Origin of the sequence: Mycolicibacterium setense, assembly GCF_000805385.1 — a bacterium.
GTDB lineage: Bacteria > Actinomycetota > Actinomycetes > Mycobacteriales > Mycobacteriaceae > Mycobacterium > Mycobacterium setense.
The window spans coordinates 743423-766934 of record NZ_JTJW01000010.1 but is presented as its reverse complement, the minus strand read 5'-3'; the positions used below and the strand labels follow the sequence as shown (position 1 = coordinate 766934).

Here is a 23512-nt window from a genome sequence, read left to right as displayed (position 1 = left end):
TGAGGAGATGTGTCACCTCCGATGAGTGGATCCACCGATGCGCAGCGGGTTTTCGATGCCGGAGTGCTGTCGCTCGGCATCCCCATCGACGGGTTGGAAACCGAGCGCGACCTGCAGTACGCGGCGCTGGCGTTCCGTCGGGCCACCGAATACGACCCTGACATGTGCGATGCGTGGTTGGGGCGCGCGGCCACCGGTGACACCAGTCCCGAGGTCGTCTACCACCTGTACCGCACCAGCACACTCTCGTTGTTCCGCGAGCAGCGCCGACTCGGCCTGCCGCAACGCGCGCTGAGCGGACGTTTCCAGACCGGTCTGTACCTCGACTACCCGTTGAGCACCAAGACCGAGATGTGGCTTGCCTACGCGGCCAGCATGATCGCCGCCAAGGATTTCGACGAGGCCGAACAGGTGCTCGACAAACTTGACCAGACGACCACCCCCTCCGAGGGCGACACCGGCGAGATCCGTGCGTATGTCCGTGGAGTGCTGCACTTCACCACCCAGCGCTGGCCCGACGTCCTGACCGCGCTGAGCAGTTCGGGATCGTTCACCGACAGCTACATCAGCGCCGGCGCCGATCTGATGGTCGGTTCGGCGTGCGCGCAGATGGGACTGTTCGGGGAGGGCATCCGGCGGCTGGACCGGGCGATCGAGGGCCCCGTTCCCGGAGCGCGGCGGGCAGCGGAGTTCTGCAAGGGCCTGACGCTGCGCGAGATGGGCGAAGAGCAGGACGCCAGGGTGATCTTCGAACGGATCTACAGCGAGGACCCCGGATTCGAGGCCAACGCCGCCGCCCTGGCCGACCCGAAGTACCGCCTCGTGATCACCTCGAAGGAGATCATCGACTCGCGCTCCGACCGCTGGGACCCGACCAGCGTGCCATCGGCAGAAGACCTCATGGCCGACGACCTGTCGGAGCGTGGCAACGAATACCTGCGGGCAGCGCAGGAGGAACTGGACCGGCAGATCGGCTTGTCGGAGGTCAAACTCCAAGTCGCGAAACTGAAATCGGCGGCGATGCTGGCAAAGGTGCGCGGGGACAAGGGGCTCAGCTCGGCGGCACGCAGTCTGCACCTGGCGTTCACCGGACCGCCGGGAACCGGCAAGACCACGATCGCCCGGGTGGTGGCGCAGACCTACTGCGGGCTCGGGTTGCTGCGGACACCCAACATCGTGGAGGCCAAGCGGCACGACTTCGTCGGTCAGCATCTCGGCAGTACCGCGATCAAGACCACCGCACTCATCGACTCGGCGATGGACGGCGTGCTGTTCATCGACGAGGCCTACACGTTGATCCAGACCGGGCTGTCCGGCGGCGACGCGTTCGGCCGGGAGGCGGTCGACACGCTGCTGGCCCGCATGGAGAACGACCGCGACCGTCTCGTGGTGATCATCGCCGGTTACGACGCAGAGATCGATCGCTTCCTGGCCTCCAACGACGGTCTGGCGTCGCGGTTCACCAAACGGATCCGCTTCGGTTCCTACGGTCCCCATGAACTCGGGGACATCGGAAAGCTGGTCGCACGCAACAGGGATTCCGAACTGTCGGAGGCCGCCTACGACGAACTCGTCAGCTCATGCGTCACGCTCTGCCAGAGCGAAGCACTCGATGCGACGGGGCAGCTGCGGCCCGGCATCGACCTGGCCGGCAACGGCCGATTCGTGCGCAACGTGATCGAGGCCGCCGAGGAGGAACGCGAGTACCGGCTCAGCGAGATCCACGGTACGAACTTGTCGGAACTCGACGAGACGCAGTTGATGAGGATCGAATTGGCCGATATGCGGGCGGCACTCAAACAGGTGCTCGGCATGACGGCATCGAGTTGACGGGAGGACGCAGCCATGACCGACAGCGATGACGAGCGGCTCACGCTGGGACCGCCGGAGCCAACTCCGTTCACCTCCATGAAGCCCGAGGGAATGCCGGGCCAACGTCCGCCGGTGGTGCCGACCAACGGCGATCTCGGTCTGGTCCGTACCGCGCCCACGCCGAAATCGGGGTGGCGCAAGGCCGTGTACCGGGCCACGGGGTTGAACCCCGGTGTCTCGGAGCAGGAATCCAGCCAGAAGGCACTCATTGACCGGGTCAACCAGCCGGTGGTCGGCGGTCCGTTCAACATCGCCCTGCTGTCGCAGAAGGGCGGCGTGGGCAAGACCACCACCACCGTCGGGTTGGGTGCCACGCTGGCGGCCACCCGTGGCGACCGGGTGATCGCGGTGGACGCCAACCCCGACTTCGGCACGCTGGCCCAGCGCGGGCCCAATGAATGCAATTCCACCGTGCGCGACGTGCTTCTCGACGACAGCATCTCGCGCTACTCCGACATCCGCCGCCATACCTCCCAAAGCACCAGCCGCCTGGAGATTCTGGCGTCCGAGCGGGACCCGGCCACCTCGGAGGCCTTCTCGGAGTACGACTATCGCGGTGTGCTGAGCGTGCTGCAGCGCTTCTACAACATCATCCTGACCGACTGCGGCACCGGGCTGGTGCACTCGGCGATGGCGGGCGTGCTCGATGCCGCGGATGCGATCGTGATCGTCGCATCGCCTGCCATCGATTCCGCGCGTAGTGCTTTGGCGACCCTGGATTGGCTTGAGCGCCATGGTTATTCACATCTTGTGCCGAAAGCGATCGTCGTGGTCAGCGCGTCGCGGCCCGGCGCACTGGGGCTCGACATGGCGCAGCTGTCGAATCACTTCCTGCCCAGGGTTCGCGCCCTGCACGTGATCCCGTTCGACGATCACCTCGCCGAAGGTGCCGAGGTGGACCTCGGCTTCCTCAGCCGGGCCACCCGGCAGTCCTTCCTCGAGCTGGCCTCCACCGTCGCCGATCTCTTCTCGGTGGCGCCTCAGGTCAAACGACGCGCCTGACGCGATTCACCTTGGGCGCCTGGCGATGACGATCTGGGGCAGGTTCAGTCCGCTGCGCAGCGTGAGCTCGATCGCCGGGTCGGCGTGACGGGCCAGGCTGCGCAGGGCCGAGGGGCTGTAGCTGCGCAGTGAGCTGATGACGCCGTCGTGCGCGAACGGAAGCAGCACGGCCGCCGGGAGCATCGTCGCCAGGCGCAGCAGGTGCAGTGGAGCCGGCGGCCGGGGGAGGTCGATGATCAGCAGGGTGTCGGCGACCCGAGTGCCCTCGGCGAAGACGCGCGCGGCCTGCGCCGGGTGCAGGTGGTGGAACGAGAGCGCGAACAACACCAGGTCGTAACTGCCGTCGGCGGCGTCGATCGCCGTGGCGTCCATCTGGCGGACCTCGGCCCGGGGATGGCTACCGAGATCGCTCGCGGCGATGCGGGCCACCGATTCCGCGTCGACGTCGGTGACGGTGACCCGCGCCGACGGGTGATCGGCCAGCAGTTGACGCGACACCCCGCCGTGCCCCGCACCCAACTCCAGGATTCGCGGATCGGGCACATCGGCGACCAGGTCGAGCGCGATCGCGGCAAAGCGCTGATGGTTCTTGAAGAACCGGCCGGTCCAGTCCAGCGCCCCGATCACCTGACGCTTGACCGAAACACTGACGTCGTCGCGGTCGAGGTACTCCAACCGGTCGGTCTCCAGCAGCCGGTCCAAACACGAGGCGCGGAATCCGCCCCGTGGCATCCGGTCGATATCTGGGGGGTCGGCAGCCATGTAAGCCATGATGGACGTTTCGGAGGGCGGAAGCGACAGCGACCCGGGAAAGGGACACAGTGGCCGACTTCGTAGCTGCGATCGACCAGGGCACCACCAGCACTCGGTGCATGATCTTCGACCATGCCGGTGCCGAGGTGGGCCGCCATCAGCTCGAGCACCAGCAGATCCTGCCCCAGGCGGGGTGGGTGGAACACAACCCGGTCGAGATCTGGGAGCGCACCGCCGCGGCGATCATGACCGCGCTGAACAAGACCAACCTGGTGTCCGACGACCTTGCCGCACTGGGCATCACCAACCAGCGGGAGACCACGCTGGTCTGGAACCGCCACACCGGCCGGCCGTACCACAACGCCATCGTCTGGCAGGACACCCGCACCGACCGCATCGCCGCCGCGCTGGACCGCGACGGCCGCGGTGACGTGATCCGGCGCAAGGCCGGGTTGCCGCCCGCGACGTACTTCTCCGGCGGCAAGATTCAGTGGATCCTCGACAACGTCGAGGGGGTGCGGCGCGACGCGGAGAACGGCGACGCGATCTTCGGCACGGCCGACACGTGGGTGACCTGGAACCTCACCGGTGGCTACCGCGGCGGCGTGCACGTCACCGACGTCACCAACGCCAGCCGCACCATGTTGATGAACCTGGAGACGCTGGACTGGGACGACGAACTGTTGTCGTTCTTCTCCATTCCGCGCCAGATGATGCCCGAGATCAAGCCGTCGTCGTACCCGGCCTCGTTCGGGATCACCCGGGACAACGGCCCCCTGGCCGGGCAGGTGCCGGTGACGGGGATCCTGGGCGACCAGCAGGCCGCCATGGTGGGCCAGGTGTGCCTGGAACCGGGCGAGGCCAAAAACACTTACGGAACAGGCAATTTCCTGCTGCTCAACACGGGCGAGAAGATCGTGCGTTCGGAAAACGGACTGCTCACCACGGTGTGCTACCAGTTCGGTGACTCGAAACCCGTTTATGCCCTTGAGGGTTCGATTGCGGTGACCGGGTCAGCCGTGCAGTGGCTGCGCGATCAGCTCGGCATCATCAGCGGGGCGGCGCAGAGCGAGGCGCTGGCCAGACAGGTCGCCGACAACGGCGGCGTCTACTTCGTGCCGGCGTTCTCGGGCTTGTTCGCACCGTACTGGCGCTCCGACGCCCGAGGCGTGATCGTCGGGCTGTCCCGCTTCAACACCAACGCCCACCTGGCGCGGGCCACCCTGGAGGCGATCTGCTACCAGAGCCGCGACGTGGTGGAGGCCATGGAAGCCGATTCCGGTGTGCACCTTGAGGTTCTGAAAGTCGATGGCGGAATCACCGCCAACGCGCTCTGCATGCAGATCCAGGCCGACGTACTCGGGGTCGACGTGGTCAAGCCCGTGGTGGCCGAGACGACTGCGCTGGGCGCGGCGTATGCGGCCGGGCTCGCGGTGGGCTTCTGGGACGGCGCCGATGACCTGCGGGCCAATTGGCAGGAGGGCCGGCGGTGGAGCGCGCAGTGGGACGACGCGCAGCGTTCCGCCGGTTACGCCGGGTGGCGCAAAGCTGTTTCGCGCACCCTGGACTGGGTGGAGATCTAGCGAGTCACCTGGATCTGGCACGTCCTCAGGATCGAACCGAGCTCGTCGTAGTACTGCTTGCCGAGCAACGCGTGCTGGGCCTTGTCGTTGTTCCGGACGGAATCGGTGATCTGTCCGGCCAGCTCACCCAGGCGGTGCGCGTGCTGGGCGACTTCGCCGTCGGTCACCTGATCGGCCTGCTCGCGGATGATCTTGGCCCAGTCGGTGAAGTCGCCGACGGTCGGTCCCTGATTGGCTTCCATGGACGGCATGAGCGCGCCTGAACTCGCGCGACTGGTCTGCACCAGCGGATCGACCTGACGGCAGCCCTTGTTCCCGGTGTAGGTCAGCGCCGTGGTGCCGACGATGACCAGGACCGCGCAGGCCGCCGCGGCCGTCGCGATCGCAACGTTGCGGGGTTCGGCATCGGGAACGCGCCGCCGCCACAGCACATGCGCGACGATGACGGCGGCCACCCCGACCACCGCCATGATGGTGGCCTCGATGAGGCTCCCCACGCCGGATGCCGAGCCGATCGCACCCAAGGTCGCCGCCGCGGCGAGCAGGACCAGAAGCCACTGCCAGATGTTGCGCCGGCGCTCGAAGGCGTCGACATCGCGGAATTGGAGTCCGATGACCGCGCCGGCCGCGGTCAGGACTGCGACGACGGCCGGCGCGATGGTTGTGACGAGGCTGCCCACGAGGGCAGCCTACGGGCTCTACTCCTCGCCGAGGATCTGGTAGATCTCGCGGCGGGCGTTGTTGACGACGTCGAGGATGCGTTGCCGCTGGTCCTCGCCGCCGGCAAAGGCCGACTGGCCGACGGCGGCCATCAGCTGGGTGACGGCCGAATGCAGGTTGACGGCACCGGGATCGGCATCGTCGGCGATCTGGGCCCACGGCGGGGTCTCGATCTGGGCCGCGGCCTGCCGGCCCTCTTCGGTCAGCTCGAAGGTTTTCTTGCTGCCCTCGGATTCGGTCGGGACGATCAGTCCTTCGTCGACCAGCAATTGCAGCGTCGGGTACACCGAGCCGGGGCTTGGCTTCCACAGGTTGTTGCTGCGGGCCGCGATCTCCTGCGTCATCTCGTAGCCGTGCATGGGCCGTTCGGTCAGCAGGGTCAGGATGGCGGCGCGGACATCGCCGCGCCGGCCGCGTCGTCCGCCGCGGCCGCGGTGCCCGCCGAACGGTCCGCCGAGGGGGCCGCCGAGCGGGCCGGGCCCGAACCCGAAGCCGAGTCCTCGTCCGCCGCGCCCGTCGAAGCCGAATCCGGTCTGGCAGGTGGCGTCGACGCCCTGGTCGCGAACGGCCTCGGCTTGCGCGCGCATCTGCTCGCGGAGGTCACGGCGAGCGGCGCGGGCCTGCCGGAACATGATGCGGGCCTCTTCGCGTCCGAGGGGGACGAATCCGAAGCCGCCTGATTGTGGAGTGAATGGGTTGGTCATGGGAGTGGATCCTTCGTTGTCGTTGAGGAGCGCTCCTTAGCGCTTCCGATGCGTCAACGATATATCGGGATCTATCGGTTGTCGAGAGTGGAGTCGTCACACTGCCCGGTGTTCATTCGGGCTGAGGCCATACGCGCGCTTGAACGCGCTGCTCAACGCAAACGGCGTCGAGTAGCCGACCTGCCGGGCCACGGCGGCGATCGTGGCTTCGCTGCCCCGCAGCAGGTCGGCGGCCAGCGCCAGCCGCCAGCCGGTGAGGAACGCGATCGGCGGTTCGCCCACCTGATCGGTGAACCTCCGGGCGAACACCGCACGCGAACATCCCACGGCTGCAGCGAGATTGGCCACCGTCCAGGAGTGGGCCGGATTGTTGTAGATGAGTTTCAGGGCCGGTCCGACGACAGGGTCCCGTTCGGCCTGCCACCACGACGGGGCATTGCCGGCCCGGTCGAACCACGTGCGCAACACCCCGATCAGCAGCAGGTCGAGCAGGCGGTCGAGGTAGGCCTCCTGCCCGGGGCCGTCGCGGCCGGCCTCGCTGGACAGCAGATCGATCAGCGGGGTGTCCCACTCGTCCGCCCGCAGCACGAGCACCGCGGGCAGCGCGTCGAGCAGGCGGGCGCTGACCTCACTGCGGCCCTCGTAGGCGCAGACGATGGACTCCGATGATCCGGCTGCGCTGTTGCCCCAACTGCGCAGGCCCAGTGACATCTCGAAATGCAGATCCTCACCGGACAACGTCGTGCAACGCTGCCCGGGGTGGATGACGACACTCGGCAGGGTGCCCGGATCGTCTGCGAAGACGTAGTTTTCGGTGCCACGGGTCAACGCGACGTCGCCCGCGGCCAACCGGAATGTGCCGCTGTGATCGCCGACGATCACGGCGTCACCGCGGGTCTGACAGATCAGCGCCAACGGTGCTTCGTCGCGGATGGCAAGAGACCAGGGCGGGTCCATGCGCAGCCGCAACACGAACGCGCCCCGCGCGCGTACCCCGTCGAGCAGGCCGACCAGGGCGTCCACAACCGTAGATTAACGCTCAACCCGGCTTGCGCGCCTCGATCAGGTGCCGCGACGAGTGCGCGACGAAGGGGCCGTCGGCCTCGATTCGCCCGTGTAGTGCCGCGAGTCGGTCGCGATAGCCGTCAACCGTGAAGCCGGGCACGATCCAGATGACCTTGCGCAGGAAGTACACCACCGCGCCGATGTCGAAGAACTTCATCGGCAGGCGTTCAGCGCGCAGGTCGACGACGTCGAGGCCCGCGGCCCGTGCCGCGGCCGACTCGATTTCGGGATCGCGCGCCCTGCGGGCCTCCGGCTGTGGTCCGAGAAAGAACTCGGTCAACTCGAAAACGCTTGCCGGGCCGACATGTTGGGCCAGATAGGAGCCGCCCGGGGTCAACACCCGGGCGATCTCGTCCCACCACACCGTGGTCGGATGCCGGCTGATCACCAAATCGAAAGCCGCGTCGGCGAACGGCAGCGGCGGCTCCTCGCCGGTCGCGACCACGACCACACCGCGGGGGCTGAGCAGTCTGGTCGCTGCGGCCACGTTCGGGGGCCACGACTCGGTCGCGGCCATCGTGGGCGGCAACTGGGTGGCACCGGCCAGCACCTCACCACCGCCGGTCTGGATGTCCAGGGCTGCCGTCGCCTGGGCAAGCCGGTCCCTCATCAAGCGCCCGTATCCCCACGACGGCCGCGCTTCGGTGGCCCGGCCCTGCAACCAGGAGAAGTCCCAACCCTCGACGGGTGCCGACTCGGCCTCGGCCACCAGGGCGTCGAAATCACGCGTCATCTATCAAGACTCCCACGTATGAAAACAGGACTGTCAGCGATGGAACGTCCGGCCGATCGGCGGTTCGCTGTTCGTATGAACCTGAGCCCCGTCGTCGTCCTCACCGCAGCCGCCGCTCTTGCCAGCGCGGCGATGGGCGGCCTCTTCTACGCGTTCTCGACATTCGTAATGCGCGGCCTCGACCGCACCGGGCCGGCGGAGGCCTTCACGGCGATGCGCGGCATGAACACCGAAGCCAACAACAACGCGCCGTTCCTGCTGTTCTTCATCGGATCTGCCCTGTTGGCACTTGCTGTCGGGATCGTCGCGCTGACCCGGATCGGCCAGCCGGGCAGCTGGGTGCTGTTGGCCGGGGCGGTCTTCGGGGTGCTCGGCTTCGTGGTCACCATGGTGTTCAACGTCCCGCTCAACAATCGCCTGGACCGTGCCGATCCCGCCGACGCCGTGGCCGAATGGCAGGCCTACTTCACCACCTGGACGGCGTGGAACCATGTCCGCACGGTCACCGGGTTCGTCGGTGCAGTGCTGATGTTGGTCGGGCTGGCTCAGCGCTGAGCGACTCGCCGAGTGGCCAGTTGTGGCACGGATATTCGCGGATCACGTGTCACCACTGGCCAATGGGCCTCAACTCCGCTGGCTGCGGAACGCCGCCGCCACGATCCCAGCCGCCGTCAGCGCCAGCGTCGCCGCGATGATCGCCGTCGGCGCGATGCCGGAATCGAACGCCAGGCGCGCCGAATCCATCAGCACGTCAGCGGTCTTGGCGGGCAGCTCGGCGGCCACCGACACCGCCCCGCCGATGCTCTCGGCGGCATCACCGGCCTGCGTCGAGGTCAGCCCGGCAGGCACCTGGATGTTGTTGCGGTAGAACGCGGTGAAGATCGTGCCGAGCGTCGCGGTGCCCACCACCGCGCCCAGCTCGTACGCGGTCTCCGAGACCGCGGACGCCGCACCGGCTTTCGCCGCGGGCACCGATGCCACGATGGTGTCGTTGGACACCGTCTGCGACACGCCGACACCCAGCTCCAGCACCACGAACGACGCGATCACCGCAGCCACCGAGAGGTCGTGGCGGAACAGCAGGATGAGCGCGAACCCGGCCGCGACGAACACCAGGCCGAAGACCATGAGGCGGTCGGGTGCGAACCGCTTGGCGGCCCTGACCACCGCCAGACCGGCGATCATCGACACCACCGCACCCGGCAGTGTCACCAGACCGGCTGCCAGTGGTGACAGGCCGAGCACCAACTGCAGGTGCTGCGAAATGAAGAAGATGAACCCGATCAGGCCCACGATCGACAGGAAGTTCGCCAGGATCGACGCGCTGAACGGCGCGTAGGAGAACAGCCCCATGTCGAGCATCGGTGTGGCACTGCGGTTCTGCCGCCGCACGAACAGCACGCCCGCGGCGACGCCGATCGCGAATGCCGCGACGACACTGCCGGACAAGCCGTCATGGGCAGCGGTCTTGATGGCCCACACGAACGGAAGCATCGCGGTGAACGACAGCGCCACGCTCAGCAGATCCAGCGGACCCGGATTCGGGTCACGTGATTCCGGCACCAGCCGCGGCCCCAGCACCAGCAGGGGCAGCAGGATCGGCACCGCCACGAGAAACACCGAGCCCCAATGGAAATGCTGCAGCAATGCGCCGCCGACGATCGGGCCAAGCGTCGAGCCCGCGGTAAAGCACGATGCCCAGATGGCGATCGCGAGCCGGCGCGACGACGCCTCGGTGAAGATGTTGCGGATCAGCGACAGCGTCGAGGGCATCAGCATCGCGCCGAACACGCCGAGCGCCGCGCGGGCGACGACCAGATAGGCCGCGCTCGGCGCGAAAGCCGCGGCAACCGAGACGATCGCGAAGCCCGTGGCGCCGATGAGCAGAAGGCGGCGTCGGCCGAACCGGTCACCCAGCCCGCCCATCGCGACCAGCAGTGCGGCCAGGACCAGTGAGTAGACGTCGACGATCCAGAGCTGAGTGGACGCCGCGGGGCGGAAGTCCTCGGCGATCGCAGGCAATGCGAAGGCCAGGACGGTGTTGTCGATGGCGATCAGCAGCACCGGCAACATCAATACGGCCAGCGCTACCCACGAGCGCTTGGGGGTTGAGGCCACCGAGGGGCTGCCTTCGAGACGGATGGACATGGGGTTGGCTCCAAGTACTTGAAAAGAGTTTGGGTCAGCCGCGCAGGTGAATGGTGCCCGCGGTCAGGCTGGTCATGATGGCGTCGACGATTTGGTGGCGCGGTGTGCCGTCCTGCTTGGCGGCTTCGTAGCCGGCGTCAAGCAGGGCCCAGAACACCCGCCGGGCCCATCCTGGGGGATATTCGGGCCTGTCGACCGAGGCTCGGTTGAGCAGTTCGACGATTGCCTCGTCGCCGGTGTCCAGGTGGGCGGCCAACTCACGATCGGCCAGGATCGTCGGCTCGCTGTAGACGAACAGCACGATCGGACCCAGGTCGAGCTGGCTCTCCACCACGCGGCGCAGCGCCGCGTCGGCGGGGCCGTGCATCGGATCCGCACGGTCGATGGCGGCATTGCTGAGCTCGTGCACGTGCCGGGCCAGGGCGCGCAGCAGCTCGGTGCGCTCCGGGTAGTACCGGTGCACGGTGCTGCGGCCGACATCGGCCGCGGTGGCGATATCGCTGAGTGAGGCCGACGGATTGTCGGCAAGGACCGTCATCGCGGCATCGAGAATCGCCTTACGGGTGCGCTCCCGCGGCCCGCTGTGCGTCGATACCGAGTTGGTCATGGATCAAAATGTAGCATAAGCGGACCAAAATGGGACAGTGATGTCCCACACGCTAGCTCGGCGGCGTGAATCCGCTGGTGGGAGGCGACGGATAGGTCGGGTACGGCGAGGGATAGGTCATCGGTTGGGCCTGCGGCATCAGGCGGGCGAGCGCGCGACGGTGCCGCTCGGCCAGCACCGCGGCCAGCACATACTCGGCCGGCGCGCCCGGCGGCGGCGGGGGCGAGATGCGCGAGGCCACCTCATCGAAGATCCGGTGTCCCATCTCATGGCGTATCCGCGGATCGAGTTGTGCGGACCGGGCCAGGAACTGCCTGGCCAATTCCGCCTGCTCGGGGCCCAGCCCGGACAGTTCCAGCGACGCGGCCCACCACGCCAGTGCAGGCGGCATGACCGGAATCGGATTCAGCTTGGGCCCCCGCTCACTGATCACCACCGTGCCGGCGAAGATGTCACCGAGCCGCCTGCCCTTGGCCGACAACAGACTGCAGATCACCGCGGGCCCACCGGTGAGCATCCAGATCTCGACGAACCCGGCCAGCCCCCGGAACAAGGCCTGGCGGAAACGTTCCGGGCCGCCGTCCTCGGCCACCACCCGCAGACCCAGCGCCATCTTGCCCAGCGACCGGCCACGCGTCGCGGTCTCCATCACCACCGGATAACCCACCAGGGTCAGCACCGTGAAGATGATCAGGATCGCGGCCGACAACGCGTCGTCGAACTGGGTCAGGGTGATCGACCACAACACCACACCCACCACGTAGGCGATGCCGATCACCACGATGTCGATCAGTGCGGCCAGCGTGCGCACCGGCAATTGGGCGATCGCAACGTCGAGGACTACGGCGTCCCCGGTGACCACCGGCGCGGGCTGCCAAACCATACCGACACACGCTACCGACTACGCTTTGCCAGGTGGACGTCGATGCGTTTGTGATGGCCCATCGCCCCACCTGGGACCGGTTGGAGCAGTTGGTAAAACGACGCCGACGGTTGTCCGGTGCCGAGGTCGACGAGCTCGTCGACCTCTATCAACGGGTCTCCACGCATCTGTCGATGGTGCGATCGGCGTCCCAGGATTCGGTACTGGTCGGGCGGTTGTCGGGGCTCGTGGCGCGGGCGCGCGCCGCGGTGACCGGTGCGCATGCCCCGCTGTGGCGTGAGTTCGTCCGGTTCTGGACGGTGTCCTTCCCGGTGGTGGCCTACCGGTCGTGGCGCTGGTGGCTGGGGACGGCGGTGGCGTTCTTCATGGTTGCCGTCGCGGTGGCGCTGTGGATATCGGGCAACCCCGAAGTGCACGCGGCCATCGGAACCCCCAGCGAGATCGACGAATTGGTCAACCACGACTTCGAGTCCTACTACAGCGAGCACCCGGCCGCATCGTTCGCCCTGCAGGTCTGGGTGAACAACTCCTGGGTGGCCGCACAGTGCATCGCCTTCGCGATCCTGCTCGGGCTGCCCATCCCGTACGTGCTGTTCCAGAACGCGGCGAACCTCGGTGTGAACGCCGGGCTGATGTTCGGCGCAGGCAAGGGCGACCTGTTCCTCGGCCTGCTCACCCCGCACGGACTACTCGAGCTGACCGCGGTGTTCCTGGCCGGCGCGGTGGGAATGCGGTTGGGCTGGACGGTGATCGCCCCCGGCGACCGGCCGCGCGGGCAGGTGCTGGCCGAACAGGGGCGAGCGGTGGTCGCGGCGGCGATCGGACTGGCGGTCGTACTGCTGGTATCCGGCCTGATCGAGGCGCTGGTGACGCCATCGCCGCTGCCGACCTGGATGCGGATCGGCATCGGTGTCGTCGCCGAACTGGCCTTCTTGAGCTATGTGTTCCACTTCGGCCGCAAGGCCGTCCGGGCCGGGGAGACCGGGGACCTGGAAGATGCTCCCGACGTGGTGCCGACGGGCTGATTTACGTCGCCGAACTTTCCCGGCGGGCAGACGCGTCGGTACCCCGAGATCCATTGGCGCGGTTCGAGCCAGCCCGCCTGCCCAGAACGAATCTATTTCGAGCTGAACTATCGAGCTCATCGTTTATCTGGGCGCGCTGACCTATCGCCGCCTGGTGCAGTTGGGTGTGCCGAGCCAGTTTCCGTTTCACTGCGCACGCGCGCTCGGCATGCAAGTCCCTTCGATCAGGTGCCCAGTGTGCTAACAACCATTCAATTTTGGGATATTTCCTGACCTACCAAGGCGGCCTCTACCGGCGGCCATTATGTATTTCACCGCGTGTCAATCTGGAGTCGACGGCGCCATCTGTCAGTCTCCGTGGTACCTCCTGCGTGGGTGACGAACGTGGCGACGATTCGGACGAATGGGTGTGTGGATGAGCGCAAGTCAGTACCAACGAGATCTCGAGAGGAAGCGAGAACAGCGCATCAATGCCGAGAAGAAGGCTGGCGACCAGCGGACTAAAGAGTCCAAGTACCGCGCGGATGCGGCAAAAGCGAGACAGATAGGTGCAAAGACGAGGAGCGATTCTGTGACTCGCAGCAAGCAGCGTGAAGCAGAACGTCTTGAAGGCAAGGCTGCAGCCGCCGGGAACGAGGCAGCCAAGTGGCACGGTAAGGCATCGGGATACGCGAGAGAAGAGGCAGCATTGATCGCCAAGCTCGCGCGCGCTCAACAGTCGGAGGCTGAGGCCGCTGGGCGCAAACGGAATCGGGAGCAGCAGCGAACCGCACGGGCCGCCGCCGCAGACACTTCTGTGATGGATTTTCGGATTCGTCGTATTGAGTCGGCTGTCAATCACGCAGGTGGCCTCGAGCCGCGACCTCCGCGGCCCGAGAAGCTACGAGTCCTAGTTCTCGGTGCGTCGCCGGAGGGCGATCTGCGGATCGGACGCGAACAGAAGCGAATACGTGCTGCAGTAGAGTCTGCGCTGCACCGAGACTTGATCGAGTTCGATGTCCGTCCTGCCGCTACGACGACTGACTTGTTGGATGGGATCTCTAAGTTCCGTCCTCACGTGATCCACTTTTCCGGTCACAGTGACGAGAAGTTCATCCAGTTTGAGGAGGAGCGTGACGAGTGGCACGAGGGTGTAGTCGTCACGGCAGGTGCGTTCCAACGCGCTATACAGGCAACTAGCTACCCTCCGCTGCTGGTGGTGTTGAACGCATGCAAGTCAGCTGCGCAGATCGATGACCGTGTTGCCCAAGTTGTGCCCTTCGCCATCGGAATGGCTGACAGCATCGACGATGGCGATGCGATCATGTATGCCGCAAGGTTCTACGCTTCGGTTGCCAACGGTGAGTCCATCCGCTCAGCACACTTGTTGGGAAAGTCGGCGCTCGAACTTGCGGGTCTCCAAGGGGCGGAGCTGCCGACCCTCGCCTGGTCCGGCGACGTTGAACCCGAGAATATGATCCTCGTGCAGCCGCCGCCGGAAGCGTGATGGTGGGGTTGGGGCCATATACCTCCGCTCTGGCAACCCCGCCGTGATGCCCTTAAGGCACGAACATTTCGTCTGTACGTTCGCCTTGGCTGTAGGCTTGGCGCTTGCCGATTTTGGCGCCAGAGGGCGTCGTTGAACGAACTCGCCTAAACCTGTAGTCAAGCGCTGTTCATGCCGAAGACGAAGAAGGTCGACAACCCATCGACCTCTACACGCTGTGGTTGTCATCTATCTGTGTCCATGTCGCGTTCGAAATCTCGAATTTCCCACCAGCGCGCTGGCGCAATAGTGGCTTGGGAAGCTACGGTGGCCTCCGCTTGCGTAGACCGCGAATCCCAATCTTCCAGCTGGAGCTGAAGTTTGAGTGATTCTGAGAGTCGTTGCCAGGTGTGGTGATTTGCGAAACTTGTTTCAAACACTAGCTCAGGAAGATCGATAAATCGCCGAAGTCGTTCTGCGACAAAGGTAGCCATGCCGGGATGGCGGTCACGGAAGGAGCTAGAGTTGCTCAGGAACTGGCGAGTGAACAGCGCGATCGTCGCAAGGCCAGACACTTTCTTGAAGCGATGGCGATTTGGGCTTTCATACGGTCCGTTGGGAAGGAAGTAGACGCCACCTTGCCGATTGATGAGCAACATCTCCGCCTCGGCTTTTTCGTTAAGCGTCCGATTCTCTTCCGCGACGGAGTCAACCACTACTTTACCCAAATCCAGTGGCCTCACAGCGTCGGTCAGTAGTGCCACAAAGTCGCGATAGAAAGACTCCGACGGTTGGGCGCCAAAGAAGGGGTGGCTATTAACCTGCAACACGAAGTAGTCGCGAAACGAGACTTGCTCAGCGGGGAAGTCGCGCCCGCCAATGGCCACTGCGATGAACTGCCTGATCAGAGAGTCTATGACGTGTGAGGATCGCGGTGTTCGGAGTTCTCGCAGGCTGGGGTAGATCTTGTCGAACCAGCCGCCAAACTCAGGAAACTCGATCCTTCCCTTTACGGTCAGCACCAGGACATTTCCTGGGAACAGCTCGCCCCTTATGGAAACAATTTGGAGAGTATGGCCATCTAGGTGGTTTTCGACGAGATACGGGAGCCTGCCGAGTTCATGAGCGCCGCCGTAGACCGTTCTCGATAGCACTCGATGCAACCCGTCTGTGGGAGTAAGGGAGTGCGGGACAACCTGATGCTGCGTCCCGACATCGAACTCCGTCATCAGGCCGCGATGCGGTCTGACGTTGAAATACTTCAGCAGTTGCGTGTCGTGCCACGCGAGCGATTCGACGCTTGTGACGCCGAACCACTGAATATCGATCTTCACTGGTGGTTCGTTCATACGTGGCGCGTCGGGGAGTCGAACCCCGCCCATGCTCCGAGGAGCACGTCCGCCACCAACGCGGACGCACCTTTACCGTCGTGAATGGAACACATTATCCGATAACCGACCTACATCCCGTTGCGGGTGCAGGTCTTGATCGACAGATGTGTGGTTTGTTCAAGGAAGGCTTCCGCGGTGCGTCAGGGAGGTCGAGCATGGGTTATCAACCCGGGTCGGAAACGTATTCGACGGTGCATAGGGCCATATCAAACCTCCGACAAAAAGCGCTGTGGTGGAAGCGGGTAGTCATCGATAGATCGGAGCTAATTCGGTCGCAGTGTTCCGGCAGATCTGGCGGCCTGCGCGTCTGCTCGTGCCAGGAACTAGAGCTTGCCCGCGGCCTTCATCGACAGGTAGTGATCGGCCAGGGCCGGCGCCAGGTCTTCCGGCCGGGCATCGACCACATCGACACCATGTCCGCGTAACCGCGACGCGATGGCCCGCCGGTCATTGCGGGCGCGTTCGGCGGCCGCGGCGTCATAGATCTGCGCGGCGTCGGAGCGACCGCCGGCCAGCTGGTCCACCCGCGGGTCGGCGACGGCGGCCAGCAGCACCTGATGGCGCGCCGACAGTTGCGGCAGCACAGTCATCAACCCCTCGTCGAGGGCCGAGGCATTCAGATCCGTCAACAGCACCACCAGTGCCCGCCCGCGCACCCGCCGCAACACCGCCGAAACCATTGCGGTGGCATCGGATTCGACCAGCGCCGGCTGCAACGGCGCCATCCCCGCGACGATCGAGGCCAGCAGTTCGGTGCGCGAGGCGCCCCATACCCCGGCGCGGGTCACCCGGTCGATGGCCAGGAAGTCGACGTGATCGCCGGCCCGCGAGGCAAGGGCCGCCAGCAGCAGCGCCGCGTCCATCGACCAGTCCAGCCGCGGCCACCCACCGGGATCCAATGCGGTCGGATCCACCCCGACCCGGCCGGCCGAGGTGCGTCCGGTGTCGAGCACGATCACCACCCGCCGGTCGCGTTCCGGACGCCAGGTACGCACCACCACGTCGGCGCGCCGGGCGGTGGCCCGCCAGTCGATCGAACGGACGTCGTCGCCGACCACATACTCACGCAGCGAATCGAATTCGGTGCCCTGACCGCGGATCAGCACCGGTATCGCACCGTCCAGTTGCCGCAGCCTGGCCAGCCGGGACGGCAGGTGCTTGCGGGACAGGAACGGCGGCAGGACCCGCAGCTGTCCGGGCAGCTGCCGCGAATGCTGCCGGCCGGCCAGCCCCAAGGGTCCGATCGAGCGCACCGTGACCAGTTCCGAGCGCTGATCACCTCGACGCGCCGGGCGCAACCGGGTGGCCAGAGATATCTGCTGTCCCGCAGCGATATTCACTTGATGCGCGCGTGGTTGTGCCGACGCGCTGGGCGGCCAGGCGTCGCGGATCGCGCCGCGCACCCGGCGTCGCCCGGTGTTGTGCACCGTGAGCACCGCGTCGACGGTCTGACCCAATCGTGCCGTGGAATCGCCGCTCCGGGTCAGCGCAAGCCCGCCGACCCGCCCGGCCAGTGCGACATCGGCAGCAACGGCCACGGCCAATAGCACCGCCAACACCGCGAAAGCCGTTGCGGGCCAAGGGGCCAACGCGATCGGCAGCACGCAGACGAGTGCCACCAGACCGGCGCGGCCGGTGAGAACCATCAGCGCGGTACCGGAACGGCGGCCAGGATGCCGTCCAGCACCCCGTCGGCGGTGGCGCCCTCCAACTCGGCCTCCGGGCGCAGCGCCACCCGGTGGCGCAGCGTCGAGCGGGCCATCGCCTTGACGTCATCGGGCGTGACGTAATTGCGGCCTGACAGCCAGGCCCAGGACCGTGACGTGGCCAGCAGTGCGGTCGCGCCACGCGGGGACACGCCGAGCTGCAGTGACGGGGAATGCCGGGTGGCGCCGACGATGTCGACGATGTAGCCCAGCACCTCGTCACCGGCGAGCACCTTGCGCACCGCGTCGCGCCCGGCCGCCAGCTCGGCGGCGCCGGCGACCGGCTGCACCGCCGACAGATCGCCCGGGTCGAAACCGTGAGCGTGCCGGCTCAGGATCGTGATCTCCTGATCCCGCGGCGGCAGCGGCACCGTGAGCTTGAGCAGGAAGCGGTCCAGCTGGGCCTCGGGAAGTTGGTAGGTGCCCTCGTACTCGATCGGATTCTGGGTGGCCGCCACGATGAACGGGTCGGGTAGCGGGCGAGGCGTGCCGTCGACGCTGACCTGACGCTCCTCCATGGCCTCCAGAAGTGCCGCTTGGGTTTTCGGCGGTGTCCGGTTGATCTCGTCGGCCAACAGCAGGTTGGTGAACACCGGGCCGGAGCGGAATTCGAACTCGGCGGTCCGTGCGTCGTACACCAGGGAACCCGTGACGTCACCGGGCATCAGGTCCGGCGTGAACTGCACCCGTTTGAACTCCAGCTGCAGGGCCGCCGCCAGCGTGCGCACCAGCAGGGTCTTGGCCACGCCTGGCACGCCCTCGAGCAGCACGTGCCCGCGGCACAGCAGCGCCACCACCAGACCGCTGATCACCGCATCCTGACCGACCACCACCTTGGCGATCTCGTTGCGCAGGGCCAGCAGGGCTTCACGGGCTGAATCTGGGCCGGCATTCTCCGGGTGGGGCTGAGTCACGAGTGTGCGACCTGCCTTTCGATGTCGTCGAGTTGGTGTGCGAGATGGACGAGGTCGGCATCGGTGGCCGGGGGCGGGCCGAACAGGATGTGGCCGGCTGCGTTCGCGGCGGTGCCGCAGCGTGCGGCGACGGCGGCCGCGACCGCCTGCGGCGGCGCCGCGGCGTTCAAACCGAGCCGCGGCAACAACCGGCCGATCGCCGCGGCGCGCAACGCGTCGGCAGCCCGGTCACGGGCCCGGCGCGAGCGGTAGAGCCGTCCACGACCCTCGACGGTTTCCGACGCGCGGACCACGACCGGCAGCGATTCGGCCACCAATGGGCCGAGCCGCCGGCCCTGCGCCAACGCCAGCAGCGCCACCACAAGGCACAGCTGCAGCACGATCCACCGGACCTGCGGCGGTACCAGATCCGCCAACTTGCCGTCGCCGGCCGAGCTGGCCTCGAAATGCTGTGGCGCATACCAGATCACCCGCGGTGCGGCGCCCGCGAGGTTCATCGCCAAGGCGGCGTTGCCCTCTTTGAGCAGGCGCGAGTTCGTCATGAAGTCGCCCGTGCCCACCACGGTCACGGTGCGCGGCCCGTCGTGGTAACGGGCCAGTGCGCCGCCGTAGCAGAGCGTCACCGGCGTGCTGCCGGCAGCCGTATAGGTATCGGTGGTGCCCAGCTGTGTCCTGCCGGCCCGGTCTGCCTCGGGCAGTTCACAATCCGGCTCGCCACCGCCGAACTCCGTGGGCGTGTCGAGGGTGACCTTCGGAGCGAGCTTCTCCCGGGTGCGTCCGGTGGGCCCCACCAGAAGCAGGTCGCCCGGGGTGGCGGCCAGCCGGTCGACGGTTTCGTCGCCGGTTAGAAACATCGTCTGCGCCACCACCAGCAGGGTTCCTGGCCGGGCGGCGCGCTGGACCTCGGCGACGTCGGCGGCGGTGATCACCTCGACCCCGTGATCGCGCAACAGGCTGACCAACGCGTGCGTACCCTCCGGTGACGTCGACTCCGGATCCATCGCCCCGCCCGGGCGCGGCGCGGTGAGGTAGACCGTCAGGCCCGCCACCGCGACGATGACGGCGAACGTCAGCAGCACCCAGCGGGCCGTGCGCAGGCGAGCCTTGACCGAACCGGTGCTCATCGTGTCGGGACCTCGTCCAGAGCGGCGATCGTGCGGTAGGCGGACTCGGTGCCCGGCTGCTCACCATAGGTCACGTCATTGAATATCGTTGCCGCCCTGAACAGCTCGGTCGAAAGGCCGGGCAGCGCCGCGGCGGCGTCGCGGGCGAGTTCGGTGGCGGTGCGGCCCGGGACCGCGGCCAGCACCCCGGCCTCCTCAAGCTGACGGGCCAGCGCGCGGACGCGGTGCCGGATCGCGGCCGACCAATCGCCTTGTGCGGCATATTGTTCGGCGATCGAACGGTGTTGCGCGGCGCTGAGCTCCTCACTGCCGAACAGGGCCCGGTCCGCGGACCGGGAGGTACGCATCGTGCGACGCGCGATGCGTACCGCCACGACGACGGCCACCACGACGAGGATCACCAGCACCGAGATGGTGAACCAGCCGCCGGGAATCCTGGACCCGGCGGCGGTGATCCGGTACAGCAGATCGTTGAGCCACTCGCCGATCTGATCGGTCGGTGAAGCCCGGGGATAGATGGGCTTGGCCAATTCGTTCTGCGCGGCGTCGTGCGCCGCGTCACGGTCGATGTCGATGCTCGTCACCTCAGATGTACCGGGGCAGCCACAGTTGGTCGGTGGTTTCCACCGGGGCGGTTACGCCGGTCTGCAGCATCAGATCGAACGCCTCCGCCCGGAACCGGCGATCGGCGTACAGCAGCACCACGACGCCCGCGCTGAACGGTGCGGTGACGATCTGCCCGATCGCGGAGCCGACGGCGGTCAAGATCAGTGCAGGCAGCGTCGGCCCTTCGGCAACCATCGACATGATCTGCCCGGCCACGTTGAACGGCGCACCGACGGCCCAGCCGATTATCGCGGCCACGATGGTGGCCAGCACCCAGATGCCGAACACGCGCCAGAAACCCTTGCTCACCAACGTGAATGAGCGCCTGATCGCCGCGACGACGCCGAGCTGTTCCAGCACGATCACCGCAGGCGCGAACAGCAGGACCGTCGACACATACAGCACTCCCAGCAGGGCGAGCGGCACCAGCAGGGCGCCCACCGCGAACCCCGCCGCGCCACCGCCGAGGGAGCCCGCACCGGCGATCACCACCGCGACACCGGCAACGACGACGATCAACGCCAGCGCCTGCAGCGCGGTCAGCCCGATCAGCGCGGGCAACCGTCCCCGCAGCCGCCGCCAGGCCTCACCGACCGAGATGCCCGCCCCGAACACGGACCGGCCGATCACCACGGTGAGCATGCCGCTGAGCAGGAGCGAGGCCAGCGTCGTGATGACGATGCCGGTGAACACGCCACCGGCGAACACCGCGATGGTCCCCGACGACGGAGCCTCACCCTGCAGCGAGGAGTCGAATTCGCCGAGCGCGGACAGCGGCCCGATCTGCAGTGCGAGCGTGATGATCTGTGACGCGAGGACAACCACGGTGGCCAGGCCCAGCGTCGCTTTCGGATTGGTGCGGATGTAGGCCACGGCGCCGTTGAAGATGTCGGTCAGGCTCAGCGGACGAAGCGGGATGACGGTCCCTGCCGAGAAGTGAGCAAGGTGTGGCCGAGCGCTCGTCATGCTCCCCATCCTGTCCTCCCGGGTTGCCGGACAGCAACTACGGTGAGGACATGCCGACCGAGATCATCGTGCGTGGATCCTTTTCCGCCTTCCAGCCGCCCGAACGGGCGACGGTCCACGCCACGCTCGGCTACGAAGGACCGGCCATCGAGCCGGTGTACGAGCGGGTCGTCGGTGACCTCGACGCCGTGAAGTCATCGATCACACCGCTGCATAAGCCCGACTCCGGCCCGGTCACCTGGTGGTCCACCGGCCGGGTGCGCACCTGGGCCAACCGGCCCTGGAACAAGGAGGGCAAGCAGCTGCCGCTGGTGCACCACGCCAGCGTCGACATCCAGGTCAAATTCAGCGATTTCACCGCGCTGTCGCGGTGGGTCGGTGCTCACATCACCGACACCGGCGGCTTTTCCCTGTCCAGGATCGAATGGGCGCTGACCGCCAAGCGCCGCGACGAGCTGGTGAGCCAGGTGCACACCGCCGCCGTGCAGGACGCCGTGACCCGTGCCCAGCGTTACTCCGACGCGCTCGGCCTCGGCCCGGTGCGGCCCGTGACGATCGCCGACGCCGGAATGTTGGGGCGCAGCCCGGTGGGGCCGTCCGGGCCGGGGATGCTGCGGGCAATGGCTGCGCCTGCGGGCCGCGGCGAGGGACCCCAACTGGAATTCGCCCCCGCCGATATCGAAGTCTCGGCCTCGGTCGATGCGAAATTCCATGTGGGCCAGCCCTGACCGCAGCGTAGGTTGACGCTATGGCCGAGCTCAAGGACAAGCTGCGTGCGGATCTGACCAGCGCGATGAAGTCGCAGGACAAATTGCGCACAGCAACCCTGCGGATGGTGTTGGCCGCGATCCAGAGCGAGGAGGTCTCGGGCAAGCAGGCCAGGGAACTGTCCGACGCCGAGGTGATCGCGGTGCTGGCCCGAGAATCGAAGAAGCGCGGCGAGGCGGCCGAGATCTACACCCAGAACGGCCGGGGAGAACTGGCGGCCAGCGAGCACGCCGAAGCCCGCGTGATCGACGAATACCTGCCCACCCCGCTGACCGACGCCGAACTCGCCGATGTCGCCGACACCGCCATCGCTCAGGTCGCCGAACAGATCGGAGAGCGGCCGGGCATGCGTCAGATGGGCCAGGTGATGAAGGCCGCCACCGCCATCGCGGCCGGCAAGGCCGACGGCGCGCGGTTGTCGGCCGCGGTCAAGGCGCGCCTCTAAGGCCCTACAGCTCTAAGGCCCTACAGCTCTGGGGCCCTCCAGGGAGTTTGAGGCGGCAGGTGCCGGGTATCCGCTCGCATCCCTAGCCGTCGATCAGCCCTGGAGGTACCCGGGATGTTTGTTCACAACAAGGATCTGCAATTCGAGGTTCGGGTCACCGAACCCGACCCGCGCTTCGCCACGCTGCTGCAGGAGCAGTTCGGCGGCGCCAATGGCGAATTGAAGGCCGCCATGCAGTACTTCACCCAGGCGTTCGTACTGCGGGAGAAGAGTCCGAAGATGTACGACCTGTTCATGGACATCGCGACCGAGGAGCTGTCGCATCTGGAGATGGTCGGCTCGATGATCACCATGCTGCTGGACGGGCTCAATGACGACTTGAAGATCGCCAACGAGCGCTGCGACTGGATGCCGGCGGTGGCCAGCACGGACGGTCGGGATCAGATCATCCACGGGGTCGCGGCCAACCCGCTCTACTTCGCCCTGACCGGCGGGGGACCCGATGTGAGCAATTGTGCGGGAGTGCCGTGGAGTGGCTCCTACGTCAACTCGAACGGCGACCCGTCGGTGGACCTGCGGAGCAATCTGGCCGCAGAATCGCGGGCCAAGATCGTCTACGAATATCTCAAGCAGTTCACCGACGATCCCGGCGTACAGGACACGCTGACATTCCTGATGACCCGCGAGGTCACCCACTTCCAGCAGTTCACCGCGGCGCTCAACGACCTGCCGGTCAACTTCCCGCCCGGGCAGTTGCCCGGCGACGATCGCTTCCAGAACGTCGCGTTCAACATGTCCAACGGACACGGCGATGTGCGCGGCCCGTGGAACCAGGGACAGGGGCCGTGGGTCGAGGGCATGGAGTGGGAGTACGTCGAGAAGCCGGAGAAGGACTGGCTCGGCAGCGAGGCCCGGAAGAACCGCGGAGCCGAGGACAATCCCGACGGTGTCCCCGCCGTGCACGGCGAAAAGCCGTTCACCCACGAACAACACTCCGCTACCGCGTGATTGAAAGCCGACGGTCGGTGCCCG

General features: G+C 66.7%; 22 protein-coding genes and 1 pseudogene. 9 read left to right on the top strand and 14 right to left on the bottom strand.

Annotated elements, in window-relative coordinates:
- The first annotated feature begins 21 nt into the window (after nt 1-21).
- Both eccA and QQ25_RS28840 read left to right on the top strand, forming a co-directional pair.
- Nucleotides 22-1830, top strand: coding sequence for a type VII secretion AAA-ATPase EccA (eccA, locus tag QQ25_RS28845; RefSeq protein ID WP_039382475.1), 1809 nt, complete (start codon nt 22-24; stop codon nt 1828-1830).
- Nucleotides 1831-1884: 54 nt separating this feature from the next.
- Nucleotides 1885-2874, top strand: a pseudogene (locus QQ25_RS28840) (MinD/ParA family ATP-binding protein); the annotation flags it as partial.
- 6 nt (nt 2875-2880) lie between these two features.
- On the opposite strand, the gene QQ25_RS28835 reads toward QQ25_RS28840, so the two are convergent.
- Nucleotides 2881-3645, bottom strand: coding sequence for a class I SAM-dependent methyltransferase (locus QQ25_RS28835; protein WP_039325892.1), 765 nt, complete (start codon nt 3643-3645; stop codon nt 2881-2883).
- Between the two features lie 50 nt (nt 3646-3695).
- On the opposite strand from QQ25_RS28835, the gene glpK reads away from it, so the two are divergent.
- The gene (glpK, locus tag QQ25_RS28830) at nt 3696-5210 is read left to right on the top strand and encodes a glycerol kinase GlpK (protein WP_039325890.1); all 1515 of its coding nucleotides are present in this window, start codon (nt 3696-3698) and stop codon (nt 5208-5210) included.
- Here the strand turns inward: glpK and QQ25_RS28825 are convergent.
- From QQ25_RS28825 to QQ25_RS28810, 4 genes are all read right to left on the bottom strand, one after another.
- Nucleotides 5207-5890 carry a hypothetical protein gene (locus QQ25_RS28825; protein ID WP_039382473.1) on the bottom strand — a complete coding sequence of 228 codons (684 nt, stop codon included), beginning with the start codon at nt 5888-5890 and terminating at the stop codon, nt 5207-5209. The two genes, glpK and QQ25_RS28825, sit on opposite strands and share 4 nt — an antisense overlap.
- An 18-nt stretch (nt 5891-5908) precedes the next feature.
- Nucleotides 5909-6634 carry a PadR family transcriptional regulator gene (locus QQ25_RS28820; RefSeq protein WP_039325885.1) on the bottom strand — a complete coding sequence of 242 codons (726 nt, stop codon included), beginning with the start codon at nt 6632-6634 and terminating at the stop codon, nt 5909-5911.
- A 96-nt stretch (nt 6635-6730) separates the two neighbouring features.
- Nucleotides 6731-7657, bottom strand: coding sequence for an AraC family transcriptional regulator (locus tag QQ25_RS28815; protein ID WP_039382471.1), 927 nt, complete (start codon nt 7655-7657; stop codon nt 6731-6733).
- Nucleotides 7658-7673: 16 nt separating this feature from the next.
- Nucleotides 7674-8432, bottom strand: a complete 759-nt coding sequence (locus QQ25_RS28810; protein WP_039382470.1) for a class I SAM-dependent methyltransferase — start codon at nt 8430-8432, stop codon at nt 7674-7676.
- A 75-nt stretch (nt 8433-8507) separates the two neighbouring features.
- On the opposite strand from QQ25_RS28810, the gene QQ25_RS28805 reads away from it, so the two are divergent.
- Nucleotides 8508-8987 carry an anthrone oxygenase family protein gene (locus tag QQ25_RS28805; protein WP_039382469.1) on the top strand — a complete coding sequence of 160 codons (480 nt, stop codon included), beginning with the start codon at nt 8508-8510 and terminating at the stop codon, nt 8985-8987.
- A 69-nt stretch (nt 8988-9056) separates the two neighbouring features.
- On the opposite strand, the gene lfrA is transcribed toward QQ25_RS28805, so the two are convergent.
- Genes lfrA through QQ25_RS28790 form a run of 3 tightly spaced genes read right to left on the bottom strand, consistent with a single transcriptional unit; the run spans nt 9057 to nt 12070 of the window.
- Nucleotides 9057-10580: an efflux MFS transporter LfrA gene (lfrA, locus tag QQ25_RS28800; protein WP_039325877.1), complete on the bottom strand. Its 1524-nt coding sequence runs from the start codon at nt 10578-10580 to the stop codon at nt 9057-9059.
- A gap of 34 nt (nt 10581-10614) precedes the next feature.
- On the bottom strand, nt 10615-11187 hold the full coding sequence (locus tag QQ25_RS28795; protein WP_039325875.1) for a TetR/AcrR family transcriptional regulator: 573 nt from the start codon (nt 11185-11187) through the stop codon (nt 10615-10617).
- Nucleotides 11188-11239: 52 nt separating this feature from the next.
- Nucleotides 11240-12070 carry an RDD family protein gene (locus tag QQ25_RS28790; RefSeq protein WP_039325873.1) on the bottom strand — a complete coding sequence of 277 codons (831 nt, stop codon included), beginning with the start codon at nt 12068-12070 and terminating at the stop codon, nt 11240-11242.
- Between the two features lie 32 nt (nt 12071-12102).
- Between QQ25_RS28790 and QQ25_RS28785 the strand changes: the two genes are divergently transcribed.
- Both QQ25_RS28785 and QQ25_RS28780 read left to right on the top strand, forming a co-directional pair.
- Nucleotides 12103-13095 carry a stage II sporulation protein M gene (locus tag QQ25_RS28785; protein WP_039325871.1) on the top strand — a complete coding sequence of 331 codons (993 nt, stop codon included), beginning with the start codon at nt 12103-12105 and terminating at the stop codon, nt 13093-13095.
- 415 nt (nt 13096-13510) lie between these two features.
- Nucleotides 13511-14581, top strand: a complete 1071-nt coding sequence (locus QQ25_RS28780) for a CHAT domain-containing protein (protein WP_039382788.1) — start codon at nt 13511-13513, stop codon at nt 14579-14581.
- A gap of 224 nt (nt 14582-14805) precedes the next feature.
- Here the strand turns inward: QQ25_RS28780 and QQ25_RS28775 are convergent, their stop codons facing one another.
- The 6 genes from QQ25_RS28775 to QQ25_RS28750 all read right to left on the bottom strand — a co-directional run bounded on the left by QQ25_RS28775 (nt 14806) and on the right by QQ25_RS28750 (nt 21267).
- Entirely contained in the window at nt 14806-15894 is a 1089-nt protein-coding gene (locus QQ25_RS28775) for a hypothetical protein (RefSeq protein WP_039382466.1), read from the bottom strand.
- A 380-nt stretch (nt 15895-16274) separates the two neighbouring features.
- On the bottom strand, nt 16275-17597 hold the full coding sequence (locus QQ25_RS28770; protein ID WP_039382464.1) for a DUF58 domain-containing protein: 1323 nt from the start codon (nt 17595-17597) through the stop codon (nt 16275-16277).
- Entirely contained in the window at nt 17597-18571 is a 975-nt protein-coding gene (locus tag QQ25_RS28765) for an AAA family ATPase (RefSeq protein ID WP_039325866.1), read from the bottom strand. The genes QQ25_RS28770 and QQ25_RS28765 overlap by 1 nt, the downstream gene beginning before the upstream one ends.
- Nucleotides 18568-19695 carry a DUF4350 domain-containing protein gene (locus tag QQ25_RS28760; protein ID WP_039382462.1) on the bottom strand — a complete coding sequence of 376 codons (1128 nt, stop codon included), beginning with the start codon at nt 19693-19695 and terminating at the stop codon, nt 18568-18570. Before QQ25_RS28760 ends, QQ25_RS28765 begins: the two co-directional genes overlap by 4 nt.
- The gene (locus tag QQ25_RS28755; RefSeq protein WP_039382460.1) at nt 19692-20279 is read right to left on the bottom strand and encodes a DUF4129 domain-containing protein; all 588 of its coding nucleotides are present in this window, start codon (nt 20277-20279) and stop codon (nt 19692-19694) included. The genes QQ25_RS28760 and QQ25_RS28755 overlap by 4 nt, the downstream gene beginning before the upstream one ends.
- A gap of 1 nt (nt 20280) precedes the next feature.
- Nucleotides 20281-21267, bottom strand: a complete 987-nt coding sequence (locus QQ25_RS28750) for a DUF7847 domain-containing protein (protein WP_052236128.1) — start codon at nt 21265-21267, stop codon at nt 20281-20283.
- Between the two features lie 50 nt (nt 21268-21317).
- On the opposite strand from QQ25_RS28750, the gene QQ25_RS28745 reads away from it, so the two are divergent.
- From QQ25_RS28745 to QQ25_RS28735, 3 genes are all read left to right on the top strand, one after another.
- Nucleotides 21318-21995 (top strand): SIMPL domain-containing protein, encoded by a 678-nt coding sequence (locus QQ25_RS28745; protein ID WP_052236159.1) that lies wholly within the window; start codon nt 21318-21320, stop codon nt 21993-21995.
- A gap of 20 nt (nt 21996-22015) precedes the next feature.
- Nucleotides 22016-22480 carry a GatB/YqeY domain-containing protein gene (locus QQ25_RS28740; RefSeq protein ID WP_039325860.1) on the top strand — a complete coding sequence of 155 codons (465 nt, stop codon included), beginning with the start codon at nt 22016-22018 and terminating at the stop codon, nt 22478-22480.
- 114 nt (nt 22481-22594) lie between these two features.
- On the top strand, nt 22595-23488 hold the full coding sequence (locus tag QQ25_RS28735) for a manganese catalase family protein (RefSeq protein WP_039325858.1): 894 nt from the start codon (nt 22595-22597) through the stop codon (nt 23486-23488).
- Nucleotides 23489-23512 lie beyond the last annotated feature (24 nt).